Annotated in this window: 18 protein-coding genes; 10 read left to right on the forward strand and 8 right to left on the reverse strand. The window is 55.0% G+C overall.

Going from position 1 to position 18,757, the window contains the following annotated elements:
* The first annotated feature begins 170 nt into the window (after positions 1 to 170).
* The 4 genes from IMQ33_RS21375 to IMQ33_RS21390 all read left to right on the forward strand — a co-directional run bounded on the left by IMQ33_RS21375 (position 171) and on the right by IMQ33_RS21390 (position 4,513).
* Positions 171 to 374 (forward strand): ParD-like family protein, encoded by a 204-nt coding sequence (locus tag IMQ33_RS21375; protein ID WP_024527427.1) that lies wholly within the window; start codon positions 171 to 173, stop codon positions 372 to 374.
* On the forward strand, positions 371 to 1,165 hold the full coding sequence (map, locus tag IMQ33_RS21380) for a type I methionyl aminopeptidase (protein WP_196061990.1): 795 nt from the start codon (positions 371 to 373) through the stop codon (positions 1,163 to 1,165). Before IMQ33_RS21375 ends, map begins: the two co-directional genes overlap by 4 nt.
* Positions 1,166 to 1,208: 43 nt before the next feature.
* Positions 1,209 to 2,906, forward strand: a complete 1,698-nt coding sequence (gene dld / locus IMQ33_RS21385; RefSeq protein WP_370572137.1) for a D-lactate dehydrogenase — start codon at positions 1,209 to 1,211, stop codon at positions 2,904 to 2,906.
* Positions 2,907 to 3,139: 233 nt separating this feature from the next.
* Complete coding sequence (locus tag IMQ33_RS21390; protein ID WP_196061992.1) at positions 3,140 to 4,513, forward strand: NAD-dependent succinate-semialdehyde dehydrogenase; 1,374 nt, start codon at positions 3,140 to 3,142, stop codon at positions 4,511 to 4,513.
* Positions 4,514 to 4,568: 55 nt separating this feature from the next.
* On the opposite strand, the gene IMQ33_RS21395 is transcribed toward IMQ33_RS21390, so the two are convergent.
* The 4 genes from IMQ33_RS21395 to IMQ33_RS21410 all read right to left on the reverse strand — a co-directional run bounded on the left by IMQ33_RS21395 (position 4,569) and on the right by IMQ33_RS21410 (position 9,056).
* On the reverse strand, positions 4,569 to 5,747 hold the full coding sequence (locus IMQ33_RS21395; RefSeq protein WP_196061993.1) for a MalY/PatB family protein: 1,179 nt from the start codon (positions 5,745 to 5,747) through the stop codon (positions 4,569 to 4,571).
* The gene (nhaC, locus tag IMQ33_RS21400) at positions 5,734 to 7,182 is read right to left on the reverse strand and encodes a Na+/H+ antiporter NhaC (RefSeq protein WP_024527422.1); all 1,449 of its coding nucleotides are present in this window, start codon (positions 7,180 to 7,182) and stop codon (positions 5,734 to 5,736) included. The genes IMQ33_RS21395 and nhaC overlap by 14 nt, the downstream gene beginning before the upstream one ends.
* A gap of 142 nt (positions 7,183 to 7,324) precedes the next feature.
* Complete coding sequence (locus IMQ33_RS21405) at positions 7,325 to 8,329, reverse strand: LacI family DNA-binding transcriptional regulator (RefSeq protein ID WP_161711856.1); 1,005 nt, start codon at positions 8,327 to 8,329, stop codon at positions 7,325 to 7,327.
* A gap of 136 nt (positions 8,330 to 8,465) precedes the next feature.
* The gene (locus tag IMQ33_RS21410; protein ID WP_024527420.1) at positions 8,466 to 9,056 is read right to left on the reverse strand and encodes a Yip1 family protein; all 591 of its coding nucleotides are present in this window, start codon (positions 9,054 to 9,056) and stop codon (positions 8,466 to 8,468) included.
* A gap of 207 nt (positions 9,057 to 9,263) precedes the next feature.
* Between IMQ33_RS21410 and IMQ33_RS21415 the strand changes: the two genes are divergently transcribed.
* The 6 genes from IMQ33_RS21415 to IMQ33_RS21440 all read left to right on the forward strand — a co-directional run bounded on the left by IMQ33_RS21415 (position 9,264) and on the right by IMQ33_RS21440 (position 14,230).
* Complete coding sequence (locus IMQ33_RS21415) at positions 9,264 to 9,731, forward strand: acyltransferase (RefSeq protein WP_024527419.1); 468 nt, start codon at positions 9,264 to 9,266, stop codon at positions 9,729 to 9,731.
* On the forward strand, positions 9,732 to 10,274 hold the full coding sequence (locus IMQ33_RS21420) for a GNAT family N-acetyltransferase (RefSeq protein WP_065686770.1): 543 nt from the start codon (positions 9,732 to 9,734) through the stop codon (positions 10,272 to 10,274).
* Between the two features lie 79 nt (positions 10,275 to 10,353).
* Positions 10,354 to 11,187, forward strand: a complete 834-nt coding sequence (locus tag IMQ33_RS21425) for a DUF1460 domain-containing protein (protein ID WP_196067768.1) — start codon at positions 10,354 to 10,356, stop codon at positions 11,185 to 11,187.
* Positions 11,188 to 11,305: 118 nt separating this feature from the next.
* On the forward strand, positions 11,306 to 12,118 hold the full coding sequence (locus IMQ33_RS21430; RefSeq protein ID WP_098928156.1) for a MetQ/NlpA family lipoprotein: 813 nt from the start codon (positions 11,306 to 11,308) through the stop codon (positions 12,116 to 12,118).
* Positions 12,119 to 12,250: 132 nt separating this feature from the next.
* A complete protein-coding gene (locus IMQ33_RS21435; protein ID WP_196061995.1) occupies positions 12,251 to 13,276 on the forward strand; it encodes a MerR family transcriptional regulator in 1,026 nt (341 codons plus the stop codon).
* 405 nt (positions 13,277 to 13,681) lie between these two features.
* The gene (locus IMQ33_RS21440; protein ID WP_161739981.1) at positions 13,682 to 14,230 is read left to right on the forward strand and encodes a GNAT family N-acetyltransferase; all 549 of its coding nucleotides are present in this window, start codon (positions 13,682 to 13,684) and stop codon (positions 14,228 to 14,230) included.
* Between the two features lie 276 nt (positions 14,231 to 14,506).
* Here the strand turns inward: IMQ33_RS21440 and IMQ33_RS21445 are convergent, their stop codons facing one another.
* The 4 genes from IMQ33_RS21445 to IMQ33_RS21460 form a co-directional block, all read right to left on the reverse strand.
* A complete protein-coding gene (locus IMQ33_RS21445) occupies positions 14,507 to 15,427 on the reverse strand; it encodes a DUF808 domain-containing protein (protein WP_196061996.1) in 921 nt (306 codons plus the stop codon).
* 176 nt (positions 15,428 to 15,603) lie between these two features.
* Complete coding sequence (gene pbpG / locus IMQ33_RS21450) at positions 15,604 to 16,533, reverse strand: D-alanyl-D-alanine endopeptidase (RefSeq protein ID WP_098928164.1); 930 nt, start codon at positions 16,531 to 16,533, stop codon at positions 15,604 to 15,606.
* 156 nt (positions 16,534 to 16,689) lie between these two features.
* Positions 16,690 to 17,793, reverse strand: coding sequence for an adenosylhomocysteinase (locus IMQ33_RS21455; RefSeq protein WP_024527411.1), 1,104 nt, complete (start codon positions 17,791 to 17,793; stop codon positions 16,690 to 16,692).
* 227 nt (positions 17,794 to 18,020) lie between these two features.
* Complete coding sequence (locus tag IMQ33_RS21460; protein WP_024527409.1) at positions 18,021 to 18,704, reverse strand: outer membrane protein; 684 nt, start codon at positions 18,702 to 18,704, stop codon at positions 18,021 to 18,023.
* Positions 18,705 to 18,757 lie beyond the last annotated feature (53 nt).

Consider the following 18,757-nt stretch of genomic DNA (forward strand, 5'->3'; position numbering starts at 1 on the left):
CCCTAAATCCTTCTTTAAAATGTCATGGCAACAAAGCCGACGATCACAATAAACGCATTGTGCGACCCCGGCAATGACCATTGAGCCTAAAATGCCTGCGCCACAGAATGCCTAACCCAGAGCATCCAAAACGTATACACTCCGTATATTGTTCACTGACGGAGTCGGCTATGGGGATTGTAAAAATCTCGGAGACGCTACATGACGATCTCAGGCTCGCCAGCCTGACCATGTCGCGTTCTATCAACGCACAGGCGGAACACTGGATCAGGATCGGCATGCTGGCAGAGCTGAACCCGGAGCTGACCTATCCGCAACTGGTAAAGAAGATGATGAAAGATAACGCGCTGACGCTGAAGGAGATTGTTGGGTGAAAGATATTGTGATTAAAACGCCGCAGGAAATTGCCATCATGCGCCACTCCGGCGCGCTGCTAGCCAAGGTGTTTGCCATGCTCGATAAAGTGATCCGCGAAGGCATCACCACCATGGAGATCAATGACCGTGCCGAAGCCTTTATCGTCAATGAGCTGAAATCACGCCCTGCCAGCAAGGGCCAGTATGATTTCCCCTACGTGCTCAATACCTCGATCGACGAAGTGATCTGCCACGGCATCCCATCGGCCAGCAAAATTCTGCGTTCCGGGATGATCGTCAATGTCGATATCACCTTGGAAAATAATGGCTTTATTGCCGACTCCAGCAAAATGTACTGCATCGGTCAAACCACCCCGCTCGCCAAGCGCCTGGTCAACAATGTCTACGAGTCAATGTGGCAAGGCATCCGGGCAGTGAAACCCGGTGCTACGCTGGGTGACATCGGCCACGCCATACAGCAACATGCAGAACAGGCAGGTTACAGCGTAGTACGGGAATATTGTGGGCATGGCATTGGCCGTGAGATGCACGAAGGCCCAGCGGTGCTACACTTCGGCCTACCCGGCACCGGCACGGTGTTGCAGGAAGGGATGGTGTTTACCATCGAACCGATGATTAACCAGGGCGACCACCGCATCAAGCAGAAGAAAGATGGCTGGACCGTGGTCACACGCGATAAAAAGCTTTCCGCCCAATGGGAGCACACCGTAGCGGTTACTGCTGACGGCGTGGAGATCCTGACGTTGCGTGCAGAAGAACGTGAGGCGGGATATCAGGAACGCTATTAAACATTAAACCCCGTTGCAGCCAGGCGGGGACATGGAGATGGGCATGACGCAGGCATTTATCACTCAGTTGAAGAATATCGTCGGCAACGCGCAAGTGCTGACCGGCGAGCGTAGCACCGAACGTTATCGCAAAGGTTTCCGCTCCGGCGGTGGCAAGGCATTGGCCGTCGTGTTCCCTACCCGTCTGCTGCAACTGTGGCAGATCCTGCAAGCCTGCGTCGCCGCCGATAAGATTGTCATTATGCAGGCGGCCAACACCGGCTTGACCGAAGGCTCTACCCCCAGCGGCCAGGATTATGACCGTGAGATTGTCATTGTCAGCACCCTGCGGCTCGATCATATTCAGGTATTGGATAACGGCAAGCAGGTGGTAGGCTTCCCCGGCAGCACGCTCAATAAGCTGGAAAGGCTGTTGAAACCTTATGGCCGTGAACCGCACTCGGTAATCGGCTCTTCCTGTATCGGCGCTTCGGTGATCGGGGGGATATGCAACAACTCCGGGGGGGCGCTGGTCAAGCGCGGCCCGGCCTATACTGAAATGGCGTTGTACGCCAAGCTGGACGCCGATGGCCAGTTACGGTTGGTCAATCATCTGGGGATTAACCTGGGCGACACGCCGGAAGAGATCCTCACGCGGTTGGAAAAGGGCGATTACCGGCCAACCGATGTTGAACATGGCGAACTGCGCGCTTCGGATAACGAATACGCCAGCCGGGTGCGCGATGTGGATGCCGATACCCCTTCCCGCTTTAATGCCGATAAACGCCGCCTGTTCGAGGCTTCCGGCTGTGCCGGGAAGCTGGCGGTATTTGCGGTACGTCTGGACACCTTCGCCAAAGAAGATAAAGAGCAGGTGTTCTATATCGGCACCAACGATACCGCGGTATTGACCGAGCTGCGCCGCCATATGCTGAGCCAGTTTGAAAATCTGCCGGTGGCCGGGGAATATATGCACCGCGATATTTTCGATATCGCCGAGGTGTATGGCAAAGACACCTTTATGATGATCGACAAGCTGGGCACCGATCAAATGCCGCGCTTCTTCACCCTGAAGGGCCGAGTGGATGCCACGCTGAACAAACTGCCGCTGTTACCGCATAACCTCACCGATAACCTGATGCAGAAGCTGAGCAAGCTGGCACCTAACCATCTGCCAACGCGCATGAAAGCGTATCGCCAACGCTTTGAACACCATCTGCTGCTGAAAATGGCTGGCCCAGGCGTGGAGGAAGCCCAGCAGTATCTGCAAAGCTATTTTGCCCGGGCCGACGGTGACTTTTTCGTCTGCACGCCTGAAGAAGGCAAGAAAGCGTTCCTGCACCGCTTTGCCGCAGCGGGCGCCGCCGTGCGCTATCACGCGGTACATGCCGATCAGGTCGAGGATATTCTGGCGCTGGATATCGCCCTGCGCCGCAACGATACCGAGTGGTTTGAAACCCTGCCGCCGGAGATCGACAACCAACTGGTGCACAAGCTGTATTACGGCCACTTTATGTGCCATGTGTTCCATCAGGATTACGTGGTGAAAAAAGGCGCGGACAGCCATGCGCTGAAAGAACAGATGTTGGAGATCCTCAATCAGCGTGGTGCGGAGTATCCGGCCGAGCACAACGTTGGCCATCTGTATCATGCCAAACCGGATTTACAGGCCTTCTATCAGGATGCCGATCCTACCAACAGTTTTAATCCCGGCATTGGCAAAACCAGTAAGCAAAAACACTGGGGTAACAACATCCAGTAACATTTTATCTTACCCCTCACCAGCCACCCTCTTCCACAGGGAGAAGGGGCTGGTAGAGCTTGCCCTTTTGGGAGCAAAGGAACATTTCAGCACACTCGTAATAAGCCTCTGCATGCGGGGCACTGGCGCACGATCGCCCTTTATGCCCCTCCTTCGCAGCCCTATCGTCTAGACTTAACGTTCTGAATAAGGCGTCTGTCAGGCGTCAACATGAGCGACGAAAGGAGCACTTCATGCCATACCAGACAGTAAACCCCTTTAACAATCAGCTAATTAAAGAATATACCCCGCATAATGACGATCAGGTGGAACTGGCGCTTGCCCAGGCCGATGCGCTGTATCATTCCGACTGGGCCAAGGGCGAAATCATCCAGCGCCTACCCGTGTTGCATAAGCTGGCCGAGCTGATGGAGAGCAGGGTGGAGGAACTGGCGAACATTGCCAGCGTTGAGATGGGCAAGCTGATCGAGCAAAGCCGTGGTGAAGTGAAGCTGTGTGCCCAGATTGCCCGTTACTACGCCAACAATGCGCAAAAATTCCTGGCACCGGTGAGCTATGAGTCCAGCCTGGGTGAGGCCTGGGTCGAGCATCATCCCATCGGGGTGTTGATGGCGGTCGAGCCTTGGAACTTCCCCTTTTACCAACTGATGCGCGTGCTCGCCCCTAACCTGGCAGCCGGGAATCCGGTAGTGGTCAAGCATGCCAGCATCGTGCCGCACTGCGCCGAAGCGTTCGAGAAGCTGGTGCATGAGGCCGGAGCGCCCAAAGGGGCCTATACCAACCTGTATATTTCCCAGGATCAGGTGGCCAGCATCATCGCCGATGATCGGGTGCAAGGCGTGGCGTTGACCGGTTCGGAAAAAGCGGGCAGCATCGTGGCGGCTCAGGCGGCCAAGAAGCTGAAAAAGGCCACGCTGGAACTGGGAGGTAACGACGTTTTTGTCGTGCTCGACGATTGCGATCTCGAGAAGGCCGTCAAAGTGGGTGCAGAGGCACGGCTCAACAATGCCGGGCAGGTCTGTACCGCCGCCAAGCGTTTTATCGTGCAGGAGAAAGTGGCGAAAGCCTTCCTGCAACAGCTCACCGAGCATTTCAAGAATGTGAAAATGGGCGATCCGCTGGATGAAACCACCACCTTAGGGCCGCTATCCTCCAAGTCTGCCTTGGAAGGGCTGACCGAGCAGGTCAATGAGGCAGTGAAGCAAGGGGCCAAACTGCACCTGGGCGGCAAGGCGTTACAGCACGAAGGTAACTTCTTTGAACCCACCATCCTCACGCATATCAGCCGCGATAACCCGGCCTATTTCACCGAGTTCTTCGGCCCGGTGGCGCAGGTCTATGTGGTGAGCGATGACGAGGAGATCGTCAAGCTGGCCAACGACTCCCACTACGGGCTTGGTGGGGCCATTTTCAGCACCGATATTGAACGAGCCAAAAAGCTGGCCTCACGCATTGAAACCGGCATGGTGTATATCAACTCCTTGACCGATACCGCACCTGAGCTGCCGTTTGGCGGTATTAAACATTCCGGCTTTGGCCGCGAGCTGTCAGATCTGGGGATTAAGGAGTTTGTGAACCAGAAACTGGTGGTGGTTAGCCATAGCTGAGGCTTTATACTGGAGGGGCGCTAAGTGGGCGCAGCATGCTGCGCCCACTATAAAATCAATCGGTTAGTTTAGCCAACCCTGCGACGGCCATTTCAAGATAGGCGCGCGGACAACCGAGATTGATGCGGATAAACCCCTCCCCCTGCTCGCCAAATCCATAGCCCATCGAAGGCGCAATCTTGGCCTGTTGACGCATGGCCAGCTGCAAAGCTTCATCATTCAACCCCAGCGCACGGCAATCCAGCCAGGCCAGATAAGTGCCTTGTGCTGACATCATCCGGCACCAGGGAGCCGCCTGCTCCAACGCCTGTGCAAACCAGCGCCGGTTCTCGGCCAAATAAGCCAACAAAGCATCTAGCCACGGGCCACCCTGCTGGTAAGCCGCCGTCGCTGCCGTCATGGCAAGCGCGTTGAAAACGTCTAGCCCGTGCGCATTGAGCCGTTCGACAAATTGCTCACGCAGCGCCGCATTCGGGATCAGGAAATTGGAGATGCGTAGCGAGGACAGACCAAAGGTTTTACTGGCAGAGGTTGCCACAATCACCCTATCGTGCCACTGCGACCCCAGGTGTAAAACCGAGGTAAAGCGCTCTTCCGGCAGGATCAAATCCGCCCAGATCTCATCAGAGATCACCGTCACCCCGTGTTGCTGGCACAGCGTCAGCAATTGCGTCAGCTCCTGCTGGTTCCAGCAGCGGCCGGTTGGGTTATGCGGATTGCACAACACCAGCAACGGCGGCTTCTCCCGCTGCAACAGCTCGGCCAACTGGGTAAAGTCAAAGTGATACTCCCCTTCCCGCTCCTGCAGTGGGTTCTCGAGAACCCGACGACCATTGAGGGTGATCACCTTCTTAAAGGAGCCGTAATAAGGCCCCTGCACCACGACGCCATCACCGGGTTGGCTGAGCATCTGGATCAGCAGCGCAATCCCCGGCACAACCCCTTCGATCGAGGTAAACCATTGCCGTTGCAGCGGTAGTTGGTGACGTTGGGCAAACCACTCAATAGCCGCCCGGTAGTAATCTTCATCACGTTCGCTATAGCCAAATACGCCATGATCGACACGCGCATGCAAAGCCTGCTGCACTGCTGGCGGGCAAGGAAAGTCAAAGTCTGATACCCACATCGGCAGCAGGTCGGTTTCGTTCAATTGCAGGTAATGCCCCATGAAATCCCATTTTACCGAGCTGGTATGGTGGCGATCGACCACCTGGTTGAAATCAGGCTGTTTCATTTGGCATCTCCTGTTGTTGAGCCTCTGGCGTCACTCTGGCGATGCCAAAACCGGTAAAACCGTAAATCAAAGCGAAGAAGACTGCCGCGTAACACTGCACCGCCCAAGGCAGCAGATCCAGCGTGTTCACTCCCAACGTGGTCGCCATATAAACACCGGCCGCCGTCCAGGGAATGAGGGGTTCAATCACCGTACCGGCATCTTCGATGGTGCGTGACAGGTTGGTGTTGTCCAATCCCATGCGGCGATAGGCGTCCTTATACAGCTCTGCCGGAATGAGCAGCGCCAGCTTGCCATCGCTGGTCGCGCCGGTGACCAGAATGGTGGTACCCACCGTAGCGGCAATCAGTTGGCCTGTGGTGCGTACCACTTTCAGCAACCGGTTGATAATCACCGTCAGCGCACCGGTCAAGGTCAGCGCACCAGCAAACGAGAAGGCACACAGTACCAGCAGGATGGTGCTCATCATTGAGAACATGCCACCCCGGTTAAGCAAGCGCGGAACATCGGCGATCACGCCGCTGATGTCATGCCCGCGTTCAGCAAACATCGATAGGTTGAAGCCGTCCATCAGCGCGTTCAGACCCTGTTTCAGGCTAAAGCCCTGCATCACCACGGCGAGGCCGATCGCTAGCACACAGGCAGCCAGCATGACTGGGATCACCGGCCGTTTGGTCACTGCTCCCCACAGCACCAGCACCGGCGGCAGGATCAGCAGCAGGTTGAAGTGGTATAGGCTTTCCAACCCAACGATGATGTCAGTGACCCGCTGTGGCGTGGCAACCGTTCCCACCATGCTGCTATGACCGGCGATCAGGTAAACGGTGGCTGCCAGCACAAAGCTGGGCAGTGTGGTGTACATCAGGTGTTTGATATGCGCATACAGATCGGTTTCGGCCACGATAGCGGCAAAGTTGGTCGAATCCGACAGCGGAGAGATTTTATCGCCGAAATAGGCACCGGAAACCACCGCGCCCGCTGCTGCTGCCAACGGCACATCCAGCCCTGCCGCAACGCCCATCAGCGCAACACCAACTGTACCCGCAGACCCCCATGAGGTGCCGGTACAGACGGAAATCACGCTGGTGAGGAAGAAGGCCGCGATCAGAATATATTGCGGGCTGATCACTTTCAGCCCCCAGTACACCATGTAAGGAATGGTGCCGCTGATCATCCAGGTACCAATCAGCCCGCCGACACAGATCAGGATCATGATCACCGGCATGGCCTTCGCCAGCTTGCTGACGATCGAGTTGATGATGTCATCCCAGCTGTAGCCCTGCCACAGTGCCAATCCGGCAGCAACGGCAGCCGAAAGCAGTAACAGCGGTTCAATACGTAATTCCCACACCCCATAGCCGACGATCAACAGCGTCAGCATGGCAACGATCGGCAGCAAAGCCAGCCAAAGGTTGAGCGTTTTCTTACCATCCATAGGTCACCCCGAGTTGTTATTGATGTGCCGCTAGCGTAGTGAATCCTGGTTTACCGGGGTGTGAGCTAGCGCCTCAAGCCATGTAACCGCTTTCATGACGGACAACTTTGTGATGCAGCTCTCAGAACAATCTATGGACAAGCTATCCCTGCCAGCGAGTGACCGAGTCACGCAGCACCAGTTCAGCGCTAAACATGTTATTTTGCGGCGGCAACCCTTGCTGTTGCTGGCTCAACAGCGCCAGCTTGGCCGCTCGTTTGGCCATACGCTCGATGGGATAATGCATGGTGCTTAACGCGGGGTACAGATAGCGCGCCAGCACCACATCATCAAAACCGATAATCGACAGTTGCTGCGGCAAGGGGATTTGGCGCTGGTGCAAGGCTCGCATCATGCCGGCGGCCATCACGTCATTAAACGTCACTGCGGCCGTAAAGTGATGACGGCTGGAAAGTATCTGCTCTGCGGCCAATTCTCCCCCCTCTTCATCAAAGGGCACGCTGATCACCCATTCACCCGGAACGTCGATCCCCGCCTGTGCCATCGCATTGCGATAGCCCTGCAAACGCAGCTTGCGGTCATCGATGGGCAAATCGGCGGTCACACAGGCAATGCGCCGATGCCCCTGTTGCAGCAAATGTTCGGTCGAGGCCTGAGCCGCACTGACGTTATCCAACCACACGCAGCGGTTGGCAATGGCAGGAAAGTAGCGATTGATGATCACCAAACCGGGGGAGTGAGCGGCATAGCGCAGCACATCGGCATCGCTCATACGGGTGATGTGAGCGACAATCGCCTCACAACCCTGATTGATCAGAAAATCCAACCCGGCCTTTTCGCGCTCCGCCTGGTGCCCTCCGCTGCACACCATAAGCTTCGCCCCTTCTTTGCGGGTTACCTCTTCCACCCCACGCGCCAGGCGCGAGAAAAAGGGATCGGCCAGATTGCCGGTCAGCAGCCCCAGCATGTTGCCACTACGTTTGGCTAACGCCAGCGCCGCCGCATTGCGGTGGTAATTGAACTCGCGCATCGCTTTTTCGACACGCTCGCGGGTCACTGGCTCAACATAGGCGGTATTGTTAATCACCCGAGAGACCGTCGCAGCGGAAACCCCGGCTCGCTGCGCCACCTCTTTCATTGTCGCCATCAATTATTCCAGTCGGTATCATTTAATGAGTTGATAATAAGCAGGCGGGAGTAACAAATCCAGAGGGTCGAGTACAGCTTATTTAAGCAAAAGCCCCCCATACCACAAGGTATGAGGGGCAACGATCACGCTAACTTCAGAATAACCAGAAACCATACCCCCACAGCAATACAGTCAGTCCAAGTAGCAATTCAAGTAACAGGATGCCGATCGCCAAGGTTGAGCTGGAGAAGATAAATCCCTCTTTGCGATCGATATTCAGGAAGTGTGGAATGCCGAGATACAGCAGATAGCCCGAATACGCCAGGCCGATAATGCCGACAAACAGACACAGCCAGACCAACGGGTAGAGCGCCACTAATCCGCTGAGAAACATCGGGGTCGCAACATAGCCCGCAAAGACCATACACAGGTGCAGGCTTGGCCGGGATTCATAACGCCGCGCCATCCAGTGGATCACCTTGCCCATGATCGCCACGCCAGCCAGCATCAACAGATAAAACGCGACGGCGGTGTAGAAAGCAGTGAACATATCCAGGCGGATTGCCTGCCCTTGACCAGAGAGCCAGCCTAGCCGCGTGGTACCGATAAACGCGCTGACCACCGGTATCAATGCCATTAGCAGCACGTGGTGGGTATACAAGTGCGAGACGGATTCATTCTCGCTTTTGATCTGTTTGAATTCGGCGTTGGGATGCGCCAGCAGACCCCAGACATGATTGACCATGAGACACCTCCTCATTTCGCCGCCAACCGCGATCGGCGAACGGAAAACACACCACTGGCGGTTCAGACACCGCGCAAGGGTTGCGGCTATCAGGCTCTCGGCCCTGCATCAATTATAGTCTTTGGTTGAAAAAACGTACGCTGTCAGCGGCCTGTGGGTTACTCTGCACTATAATCAATATGTTGCGTTACTTGATGGAGGGAGACCATGACAACCAAGATCCGCACCCGCCAAAGCGGGATTAATAACGTGCAGGCCGGACAGAACGTGATGGTGATCGAACCCAGCAACCTGTATGGCTGCCAGTTGGGGGACGATGTGTTTGTCGGCCCGTTTGTCGAGATCCAGAAGAACGTCTGCGTGGGCGCGCGCAGCAAGATCCAGTCGCATAGCTTTATCTGTGAATACGTAACCTTGGGCGAAGATTGCTTTATTGGCCACGGCGTGATGTTTGCCAACGATCTGTTCAAAGGGGGCGCCCCTAACGCCGACCCGGCAAGCTGGGGGCACACGCGGCTCGGCAACCGGGTTTCTGTAGGTTCTGGTGCCACCATACTGGCCGTGGAAATCTGCGATGACGTGGTGATTGGTGCCGGTGCGGTAGTCAGCAAAAGCATTACCCGCAAAGGCATTTATGCGGGCAACCCCGCCAGGCTGCTAAGGGAGCTGGAATAATTGCATCAGGCGATCGGCATTGAAATTATCAGCGAACTCCCCTTTGGTTACCTGGAATACGGTGATTTCTCCTTTGCCGTCGCCTGTTATGCTCAACCCTGTTTTGATAAGCCGGTCGAGCAGTGGCCAACCCAGCCAGTGGTTCCTTTCAATAAAGTCTATCCGCTGGCCCCGTTCCTCAATGACGATGGGGAGACCTTCCTCGCTCGTTACCAAGGGGAAGCCGTGGGGCATATCACTCTCAGCAAAAACTGGAACGATTATACGCTGATCGAGGAGATTGCCGTTAGCCGCCCCGCTCGCCGCCAAGGCGTAGCCACAGCGCTATTGGATGCCGCACGTCATTGGGCACGAGAGCAGGACACCGCGGGGCTGATGCTGGAAACCCAGAACAATAATCTGACTGCCTGCCGCTGCTATCAGCGCTATGGCTTTGTGCTGGGTGGCATCGATCATTTACTCTATCGTGGGCAACCGGACATTGCCGATCATGAGATCGCACTGTTCTGGTATCTGCCGTTCAATAATGAAGTGGGCTATTGATTTACCGCTTTTTGGGTGATGCTGGGTTTACCTTGCGCACGCCATACTGGCCAAACCAATGATCGCTTGGGAGAGAGGGATGCGTGGCTTGGCCCTGATAATATTGAGTACGACGCTGATGGGTTGCAGCGGTAAACAACCGGCCAAAATCCCGGTAGAATCCCTACCGCAACAGGTGAAACCTCTGACAATGGCGACAGTAATGGACGATTACACAGTAAACAAACTGCATGCAGCGCTGGCTCTGCATGCGGCGGTACCGGAAATCGATAAAGGGCGGGCCATCGAGCTGCTCTCGCAGACTTTCCTGGAAACCCCTTACCTAGCCAACCGGCTGATCGGTTCCGCTACCGCTGCAGAACAATTGGTGATCGATTTCCGTGGGGTAGATTGCTTTACCTATCTGGATTACGTGCAGGCGCTCAGAACCGCCACCAGCGAAAACGACTTCGTCGAAAATGTGATTCAGACGCGCTATATCAATGGAGATGTCAGTTTCACGCAGCGCAAGCATTTCTTCACCGACTGGGCGCACACCCACCAGATCCTTGCCGATGACGTCACCGCGCAGCTCAACCCGCATGCCGTCACCGTGGTCAAACAGCTCAACCGCAAAGCGGATGGCGAGCTCTATCTGCCTGGCATCGCTGTCACCGAGCGCAACATCACCTATATCCCTAGCGAATTTATTGATGAGCAGGTGATTAGCCAATTACAGACCGGCGACTATATCGGTATCTATACCAAGCTGGCTGGGCTGGACGTTACCCATACCGGCTTCTTTATCATGACCCAAAATGGGCCGGTGCTGCGCCATGCTTCCTCACGCCCGGAAAACCACAAAGTGATGGACTCGGCGTTTGCCAACTATGTACTGAATACGCCGGGTATCGTGGTGTTACGGCCACGCTGATCGCCGTGTTATGAGCTATAAGAAATTGTGCTTAACCCGGATTTGACTTGGCTACGTCCATAGGTTTAGCTGTTGGCACAACACTGACCGATCTTATTGTTTTTACAGGGAGTCACTCATGGCAATTGTTTGGCGCTGCACCGCCTTGGCCGCAGCATTAGCAGCAACGTTGTTATTACAAGGGTGCGATCAGAAGGCCGATCAAAACCATATCAAGGTTGGCGTCATTAACGGTGCCGAGCAGGACGTGGCGGAAGTCGCCAAACGGGTGGCCAAAGAGAAATATGGCCTGGACGTTGAACTGATTGGTTTTAGCGGTTCGTTGCTACCCAATGATGCCACCGACAAAGGCGAACTGGATGCCAACGTATTCCAGCACCGCCCCTTCCTGGAACAGCAAAATAAAGATCACGGCTACAAACTGGTGGTGGTAGGCAACACCTTTGTGTTCCCAATGGCTGGCTATTCGAAAAAGATCAAATCGCTGTCAGAGTTGCAGGATGGCGCAGTAATTGCCATCCCGAACGATCCCACCAACCTGGGCCGCGCCCTGTTGCTGTTGAAAAAGGTTGGGCTGATCGAGCTTAAGCAGGGCAAAGGCTTGCTGCCAACCTCGCTGGATATCAGTGCCAACCCGCACAACTACCAGATTATGGAGCTGGAGGGTGCGCAACTGCCCCAGGTATTGGACGATCCTAAAGTCGCGGTGGCGGTGATCAGCACCACCTATATCAACCAGATAGGCCTGACGCCGACCAAGGACGGGATTTTTATCGAGGATAAAGATTCGCCGTACACCAATATCGTGGTGGCACGCGAAGATAATAAAGATGCGCAGAACGTGCAGAATTTCGTGAAAGCCTACGAGTCCGATGAAGTCGCCAAAGCGGCAGAAAAGATCTTCAACGGCGGTGCCGTCAAAGGCTGGTAACTTCCCCCGCGATCGGTTGCAGGTGCCGGTTGTTGGTGCCTGCAATGCTTCACAAAAATTCCCCCCTCCCTGCTTGACCCTCACGTAACGTCAGGCTGTAGTATCTCAGCTCACACCAGGGAGATAATCAGCATGTTACTGAAAGTCGGCGAACTTGCCCGCCGTTCGGGAATAACCGTAAGAACCTTGCATCATTATCACAGCATTGGGCTGCTGATCCCCTCTGCACGTTCTGATGCCGGATATCGCCTTTACAATCGGGAAGATATTACTCGCCTGCACCATATTCAAGCCTTGCGGCGAATGGGAGTCGCACTGGCAGAAATCGACTCGATTCTGGCGCACTCGGGGCTGGCGTTACCCGCGGTTATTGAACAGCAAATTGCCATGCTCGATCGGCAACTGACGCAGATAACCACGCTGCGCAGCCGCTTACAGCATATGCACACCCAATTGACCCAAGGCAGTGAACCCGAATTGAATGATTGGCTGATCACGTTGGAGATGATGACCATGTACGATAAATACTTTACCGCCGACGAACTGGCACAGCTGCCGTTCTATCAGGCCGACGAAGCGCGTAATCGTGAATGGCAGGAGATGGTGAGCACGGTGCAAGAACTGATGGACGGTGGGGCAAGCGCCGAAGATCCGCGTGCTCAGGCTATTGCGCGCCGCTGGATGTGCACGCTGGAGCGTGATACCGCAGGCAATCCGGCATTTCTGAGCCGCCTCAACGCCATGCACGCCGATGAGCCTTCGATGCGCGAACAAACGGGGATCACACCGGCAATGACCGATTATATCACCCGTGCCTTTGCCGAAACCAAACTGGCGATCTATCAAAAATACCTGTCTGATACCGAATATGCCTATGTCCGCACGCACTATTTTGATCGCATTCAGGAATGGCCAGCGCTGATTGCTCAATTCCAGCAAGCGATGCAGCAGGAGGTTGCGCCTGCATCGACACAGGCTAAACAGTTGGCGGCCCTTTGGCTGGAGCTATTCCAGTCCTATGCCAGTGACAATCCGGCCACCCAGATGAAGATCCGCCAGGCGATGGAGCAAGAGCCGACATTGACCGAGGGCACCTGGCTCACGCCGGCGCTGTTGGACTATCTACGCCAGTGCGTCACGCAACTGATGCGGCGGTAACCCGTGTCCCCTCACCCCAACCCTCTCCCACAGGGAGAGGGAGCTAGAGCAGAGCCGTCGTCAGGTGTGGGAGATGGTCTGTAACTTCACCTAACAAGGCATGATTTGAGTCAGATGCGGACGTTAACCTGTAGCACGTAAGTTGCCATTCGCTAATAGGAAGCCGAAGTTAGGCACGGAAACAGATTTGTGGCACGTTCGGTCCCCTCTCCCTGTGGGAGAGGGTTAGGGTGAGGGGCAACACCTAACGCAATAACATACCTTTCTTCACTGAACACATTTCTCTGCATGAAAAATACCATCATTTTTTCTTATCCCCGCCAGACAAAAAGCCAATTTATCTTGTCGCCAGGCGCGGTGCATAATGCCTTGGTACTCTGATTTATCATCATAAAAGGGAGCACTATGTCACTTGCAACCCCACCGCTGGCAACGCTAAGCGTCTCCGATGCCAGCACTGAGGATATGGCGGCCATTCAACAGATTTATGCTCATCACGTGCTTTACGGGCCAGCCTCGTTCGAAGAAACGCCCCCAACGCTGGAAGAGATGCACCAGCGCCGCCATAACGTCTTGGCTGCGGGGTTACCATGGCTGGTGGCGAAGATGGAAGACCGCGTCGTGGGCTATTGCTATGCCACGCCGTATCGGCCGCGGCCTGCTTATCGCTACACCATCGAGAATTCGGTCTATGTCGCCGAAGGCCTGCAAGGGCACGGTATTGGCAAGACATTACTCGGCGCATTGATTGCTCGCTGTGAACACGGCCCGTGGCGGCAAATGCTGGCAACGATTGGCGATGCTGCTGGCAATGCAGGCTCCCTTGCCCTGCACCGCAAGCTGGGCTTCACCAGCATCGGCACCCTAAGCGGCGTCGGGTTTAAATTTGGCGGTTGGCTGGATACCCACATTATGCAGCGGCCACTGAATGGCGGCAGCCATACGCTGCCTTAGACCCTTTCCGGGCAAGCTGCTGATTTTCATCTATAGTTAATCTTGTCGTGGCTTAGCGATCTCAGCGTGCATTCACGCATTCACTAAACATAAACAGTCGGGAGAGACGGATGAAAATTTTTCTGTGGATTATTGCGATTATCTTTATTGTTGGCCTACTGACCATTACCGGTGTGTTCAAACTGATCTTCTAGTTCTCACCACCATTGGGCGCTTCAATGCGCCCTATGGTGGATAGAGAGTTGATTGAGAAGGGTCTGCCGTATCTTCTTTGCATCAAGCCTTAAAACGAGCCCGCACCGAACTAATCCCAGAGACCACCAGCATCACAACGCCACCGGCGATCAGGCCGAACACTGCATTCAGCAGCGTAGGGGTCAGCCCCCCCAGGATCGCACCTACGCCAGGTACCACCATAGAATAACTCGCCCAGTCGGTGAACAGATGATGCACAGGCGGTAGCCCGTGGGTCAAAATCCCGCCACCCACCATAAACATGGCCAGGGTACCCACCACCGACAGCGTTTTCATCAGATAAGGTGCCGCACTGACAATACCTCGCCCTAACGATTGCGCCAGCGCGCTACGCTTACAGGCCAGGTAGAACCCCAGATCGTCCAGCTTGACGATGCCCGCCACGATGCCGTACACCCCTACCGTCATCACAATGGCGATACCACACAGCACAATCACCTGCTGGCTAAAGGTGGCTCCGGCTACGGTCCCCAGCGTGATGGCAATAATCTCGGCGGAGAGTACAAAGTCGGTACGAATGGCGCCTTTGATTTTGCGCTGTTCATAGACTGCAACGTCCTCACTGGTATCCAGTTCCGCTTTCTCTTCTGCCTCTGCGCCCTTGCGGTGCATCAGGCTGTGGTAAACCTTTTCAAACCCTTCATAGCAGAGGTAAGCCCCACCGATCATCAGCAGCGGCGTAATCGCCCAAGGGGCAAAAGCGCTGATCAGCAATGCCAGCGGTACCAGGATCGCCTTGTTGATAAACGAGCCCTTGGCCACCTTCCACACCACGGGGATTTCACGATCGGCCTTAACACCACTGACCTGTTGGGCGTTGAGCGCCAGATCGTCTCCCAGCACCCCGGCGGTCTTTTTGGCCGCCATTTTCGTCATCAGTGAAACATCATCCAGTAACGAAGCAATGTCATCGATCAGGGTTAATAAGCTACTGCCTGCCAAAATGCACTTTCCTTATCAAAGGGTGGGATAGCCATACCGGTTTAGCATAGCGGGTTGAAAACATGAAGAGGGAAAATCTTAATGATTTTACTGTAGGTGCGGGTTTAAGTCGTTAATTTTGCAGAATGGGAAAGTGATAGCCTGCCGCGACAGGCGGCAGGCTAATAAGTCACGTTTTATTCCGTGTCGTTCTTCGCCAGGGCGGCATCTTTCTGGCGGCGATAATCGCGCGCCGCCGCTGGGATCGGCGTTACTTTGCCGGTTTCAATCCAGGTGCGCAGACGGCTGGCGTCCGCAAAATGGGTATATTTGCCAAAGGCGTCCAACACCACCAGCGAAACGGAGCGGTTACCAATCACAGTACGCATCGCCAGGCAGTGTCCGGCCTGATTGGTAAAACCGGTTTTGGTCAGCTGGATATTCCATTTCTGGTTGTAGACCAGATGGTTGGTATTGCGAAACGGCAGCGTATAGTTGGGATCCTTGAAGGTCGCCATCCGTTCGGTAGTGGTGCTCAACTGGCCGATCAGCGGGTACTGCTTGGTCGCCAACATCAGCTTGGTCAGGTCACGCGCGGTAGACACGTTATGAATCGATAGCCCGGTCGGCTCAACGTAATGCGTATTGGTCATGCCTAGCGCTCTCGCCTTGGCATTCATCGCCTTGATAAAGGCGTTATAGCCCCCTGGATAATGATGCGCCAAGCTGGCCGCGGCCCGGTTTTCCGACGACATCAGCGCCAACAGCAACATATCCTTGCGGCTGATTTCGCTGTTCAAGCGCACCCGGGAGTAGACCCCTTTCATTTCTGGCGTCTGGCTGATATCAACCGACAGCATTTCGTCCAGCGGCAGGCGGGCATCCAGCGTCACCATCGCCGTCATCAGCTTGGTGATCGAGGCTATAGGGACCACTTCATCGGGGTTACGTGAATAAATCACCCGATGCGTTTGCATATCCAGCACCATGGCACTGCCAGAAGCCAGCTCAGGCTGGGTGGCCTGCACTGCGGCGGTTTTATTGCTGGCTAATGCACTCGGCACCAGTCCAGAACCGGCTTGCAACGCGAGCAGGGTTAGAACCAAAACACGGATTTTCACATGTATTACTCTGTAACGGAGGAGAGAACCGACTGCGTTGAATTATAAGTGAGGGATATAGAATTGCACTGTGATTGTGAGTAGCTATTTGTGACAAAATCTATCGGCGCAAAATTTATGCAACCCGCGAGCGTACTGGGTTGTACGCCCGCAAGGTAAAAGTTACAGCGCTGGCTGCCAGGCAGATTGCGGCAATAGGTACAATCCGGCAGCATGCTGCTCACCGGCCCCCACGATATGCCCGATACCGGCGGCCATCACGGCCAGAGTCACATCAAAGGCATTCAGGCTGTCGCCGTAGCCTGCCGTCAGGTTGAACATAGACCCGTTGGCCAGCAGATACAGCGTTTTGTCTGCCAGTTGGTAAGCATTCACAAACGGCATTGGCTCGCTGTGCGGCAGGGCTTGCAGGAAACCGACGTCGATCTCTTCCGCCACGTGTCCAACGTTGAGGATAAACACCCCATCCTTGGCCCGCTCCAGGTGCCGTGCAGACAGCACGTTCTTGGCTCCGGTGGCCGTGGCAATCACGTCCGCCTGCTCTACGGCAGTGGCTAAATCGACTACCGCCCAACCATCGTAGCGCGCTTGCAAAGCACGAGCCGGATCGATTTCCGCCACGATAACTTGCCCGCCATAAGCCTTGGCAGAAGCGGCTACGCCCTGGCCTACCAGCCCATAGCCAATCACCACCACACATTTTTCATGCAGCGTCAGATGCGTGGTCTGGAAGAAGGTATGCCAGGCGGTCAGCCCAACCATGTGGCGGTTATGCAGCCCTTCTTTTACCGGCAGGTCATCCCAGTTAAAGATCGGGTAACGTGGCGCAATGCCCCCCAAGCGGCTGATGCCTGAACCGGTCGCTTCCAGCCCAGCCTTGATCTGCGGGCCATTGGCAGATTGATGCAGGCGAGTGGTCAGATCGGCTCCCATCTCACACAGATGAGTCGGCCCCCAGGCCAGCGCGCGGTCGAACGATTCAGACCAGTCGGCATCGCTCATATCACGCCAGGCGTGCGCTTGGGCACCGTGACGCTCCAGCCAGGCCACTACGTCATCCTGTACCGTCGTCGGGTTACAGGTGGTGAGATAAATGGCCGCGCCCTTATCCAGCAGCCCAGCTACCAACGGGGCCATTTTCAGATCCAGGTGCATGTTGCACGCCAGGCGCACGCCGTGCAGATCCGGTAACGCCGCTACTGCCGCGCGGGTACGTGGCATATGGCGCATGGCCCACTTCAACTCACTGTCAAAATCCTGATACATCGGTTACTCCTCTACTACGCCACGCCGCCAGGGCATGGCAGAATGATCAATCTGCATCGCATGGCGGCTATTATCACTTATCTCACAGCAAAAAACCGAGGTGACTATCATGGCAGCAGCATGAGTGATGGTTTTTCCGATCGATCAGGGGGAGGAACCTCCGAACGGATTGTTCAGCAGGTATAGGCCGCGATGACGCAACTCACGGCCCGGTATCAATGATAAGGCTAGAACAGGTAACGCACGCCTAAAGCAAACTCACTGGAAACCAAGCGTGCTTTCATTTGCTCATCTTTCAACCCACGGGCATTGGTGAAGTTATTGTAGCCACTTTCAATCTTGCCCATATCCACGTAACGGTAGCCCAAATCTAGATTGAGCCTTTCCATCGCCGCATAGCTGATCCCTGCGCCGATGGAGTAAGCCAGATTATTTTGCGTGCTTGCCGCGTATTGGCGCGAGGTATTACCCTGCCAGCCGTCGGATTTCACTTTGGCGATACCCAGGCCGACCGTGCCATAAAGCGAGAAGTCATACCCTAGCGCGTAGTCACGATAGGCATTGAGCATTAGGCGCTCAGCGTCCACTTTATGGTGATTGTAGCTACTGGCAAAGGTGGTGGAGCCGCTGGTGTATTCGCTTTTCTTTTTGAACACATACTCCGCCTCACTGCGCCAGCCATTGCCAAATTGATAGCCTGCAGCGATAGCCCCGTTATAGAAATTATGTTTTTCGTCACCGCTGACAAAATCACCCACGCCTGGACGGCTGCTGGTATCCATATCTTCTGCTGATTGTCTGGCGTGCAATAGTTTTATTGCCCCGTAGTACCCCTCTAAATAATCATCGGCTAAAACATTACCGGAAACAACGGAGAGGGAAACCAGCAGTACCAGAGGTTTAATATTCATGCGATCCTCGCTTGAAAGGTTATTTATGATGAACAATGAAGGTTCAGCTAAAA

Origin of the sequence: Serratia sp. Res13-Sevr-LER1-36-b, assembly GCF_015673035.1 — a bacterium.
In the GTDB taxonomy this organism is placed as follows: Bacteria; Pseudomonadota; Gammaproteobacteria; order Enterobacterales; family Enterobacteriaceae; genus Chania; species Chania fonticola_C.

Coding starts and splice junctions, on each gene's coding strand:
- IMQ33_RS21415 (WP_024527419.1), top strand. CDS start 9,264: ATGACAACCAAGATCCGCACCCGCCAAAGCGGGATTAATAACGTGCAG.
- IMQ33_RS21405 (WP_161711856.1), bottom strand. CDS start 8,329: ATGGCGACAATGAAAGAGGTGGCGCAGCGAGCCGGGGTTTCCGCTGCG.
- IMQ33_RS21430 (WP_098928156.1), top strand. CDS start 11,306: ATGGCAATTGTTTGGCGCTGCACCGCCTTGGCCGCAGCATTAGCAGCA.
- IMQ33_RS21460 (WP_024527409.1), bottom strand. CDS start 18,704: ATGAATATTAAACCTCTGGTACTGCTGGTTTCCCTCTCCGTTGTTTCC.
- IMQ33_RS21425 (WP_196067768.1), top strand. CDS start 10,354: ATGCGTGGCTTGGCCCTGATAATATTGAGTACGACGCTGATGGGTTGC.
- IMQ33_RS21435 (WP_196061995.1), top strand. CDS start 12,251: ATGTTACTGAAAGTCGGCGAACTTGCCCGCCGTTCGGGAATAACCGTA.
- nhaC (WP_024527422.1), bottom strand. CDS start 7,182: ATGGATGGTAAGAAAACGCTCAACCTTTGGCTGGCTTTGCTGCCGATC.
- IMQ33_RS21395 (WP_196061993.1), bottom strand. CDS start 5,747: ATGAAACAGCCTGATTTCAACCAGGTGGTCGATCGCCACCATACCAGC.
- dld (WP_370572137.1), top strand. CDS start 1,209: ATGACGCAGGCATTTATCACTCAGTTGAAGAATATCGTCGGCAACGCG.
- IMQ33_RS21410 (WP_024527420.1), bottom strand. CDS start 9,056: ATGGTCAATCATGTCTGGGGTCTGCTGGCGCATCCCAACGCCGAATTC.
- IMQ33_RS21455 (WP_024527411.1), bottom strand. CDS start 17,793: ATGTATCAGGATTTTGACAGTGAGTTGAAGTGGGCCATGCGCCATATG.
- IMQ33_RS21390 (WP_196061992.1), top strand. CDS start 3,140: ATGCCATACCAGACAGTAAACCCCTTTAACAATCAGCTAATTAAAGAA.
- IMQ33_RS21440 (WP_161739981.1), top strand. CDS start 13,682: ATGTCACTTGCAACCCCACCGCTGGCAACGCTAAGCGTCTCCGATGCC.
- IMQ33_RS21375 (WP_024527427.1), top strand. CDS start 171: ATGGGGATTGTAAAAATCTCGGAGACGCTACATGACGATCTCAGGCTC.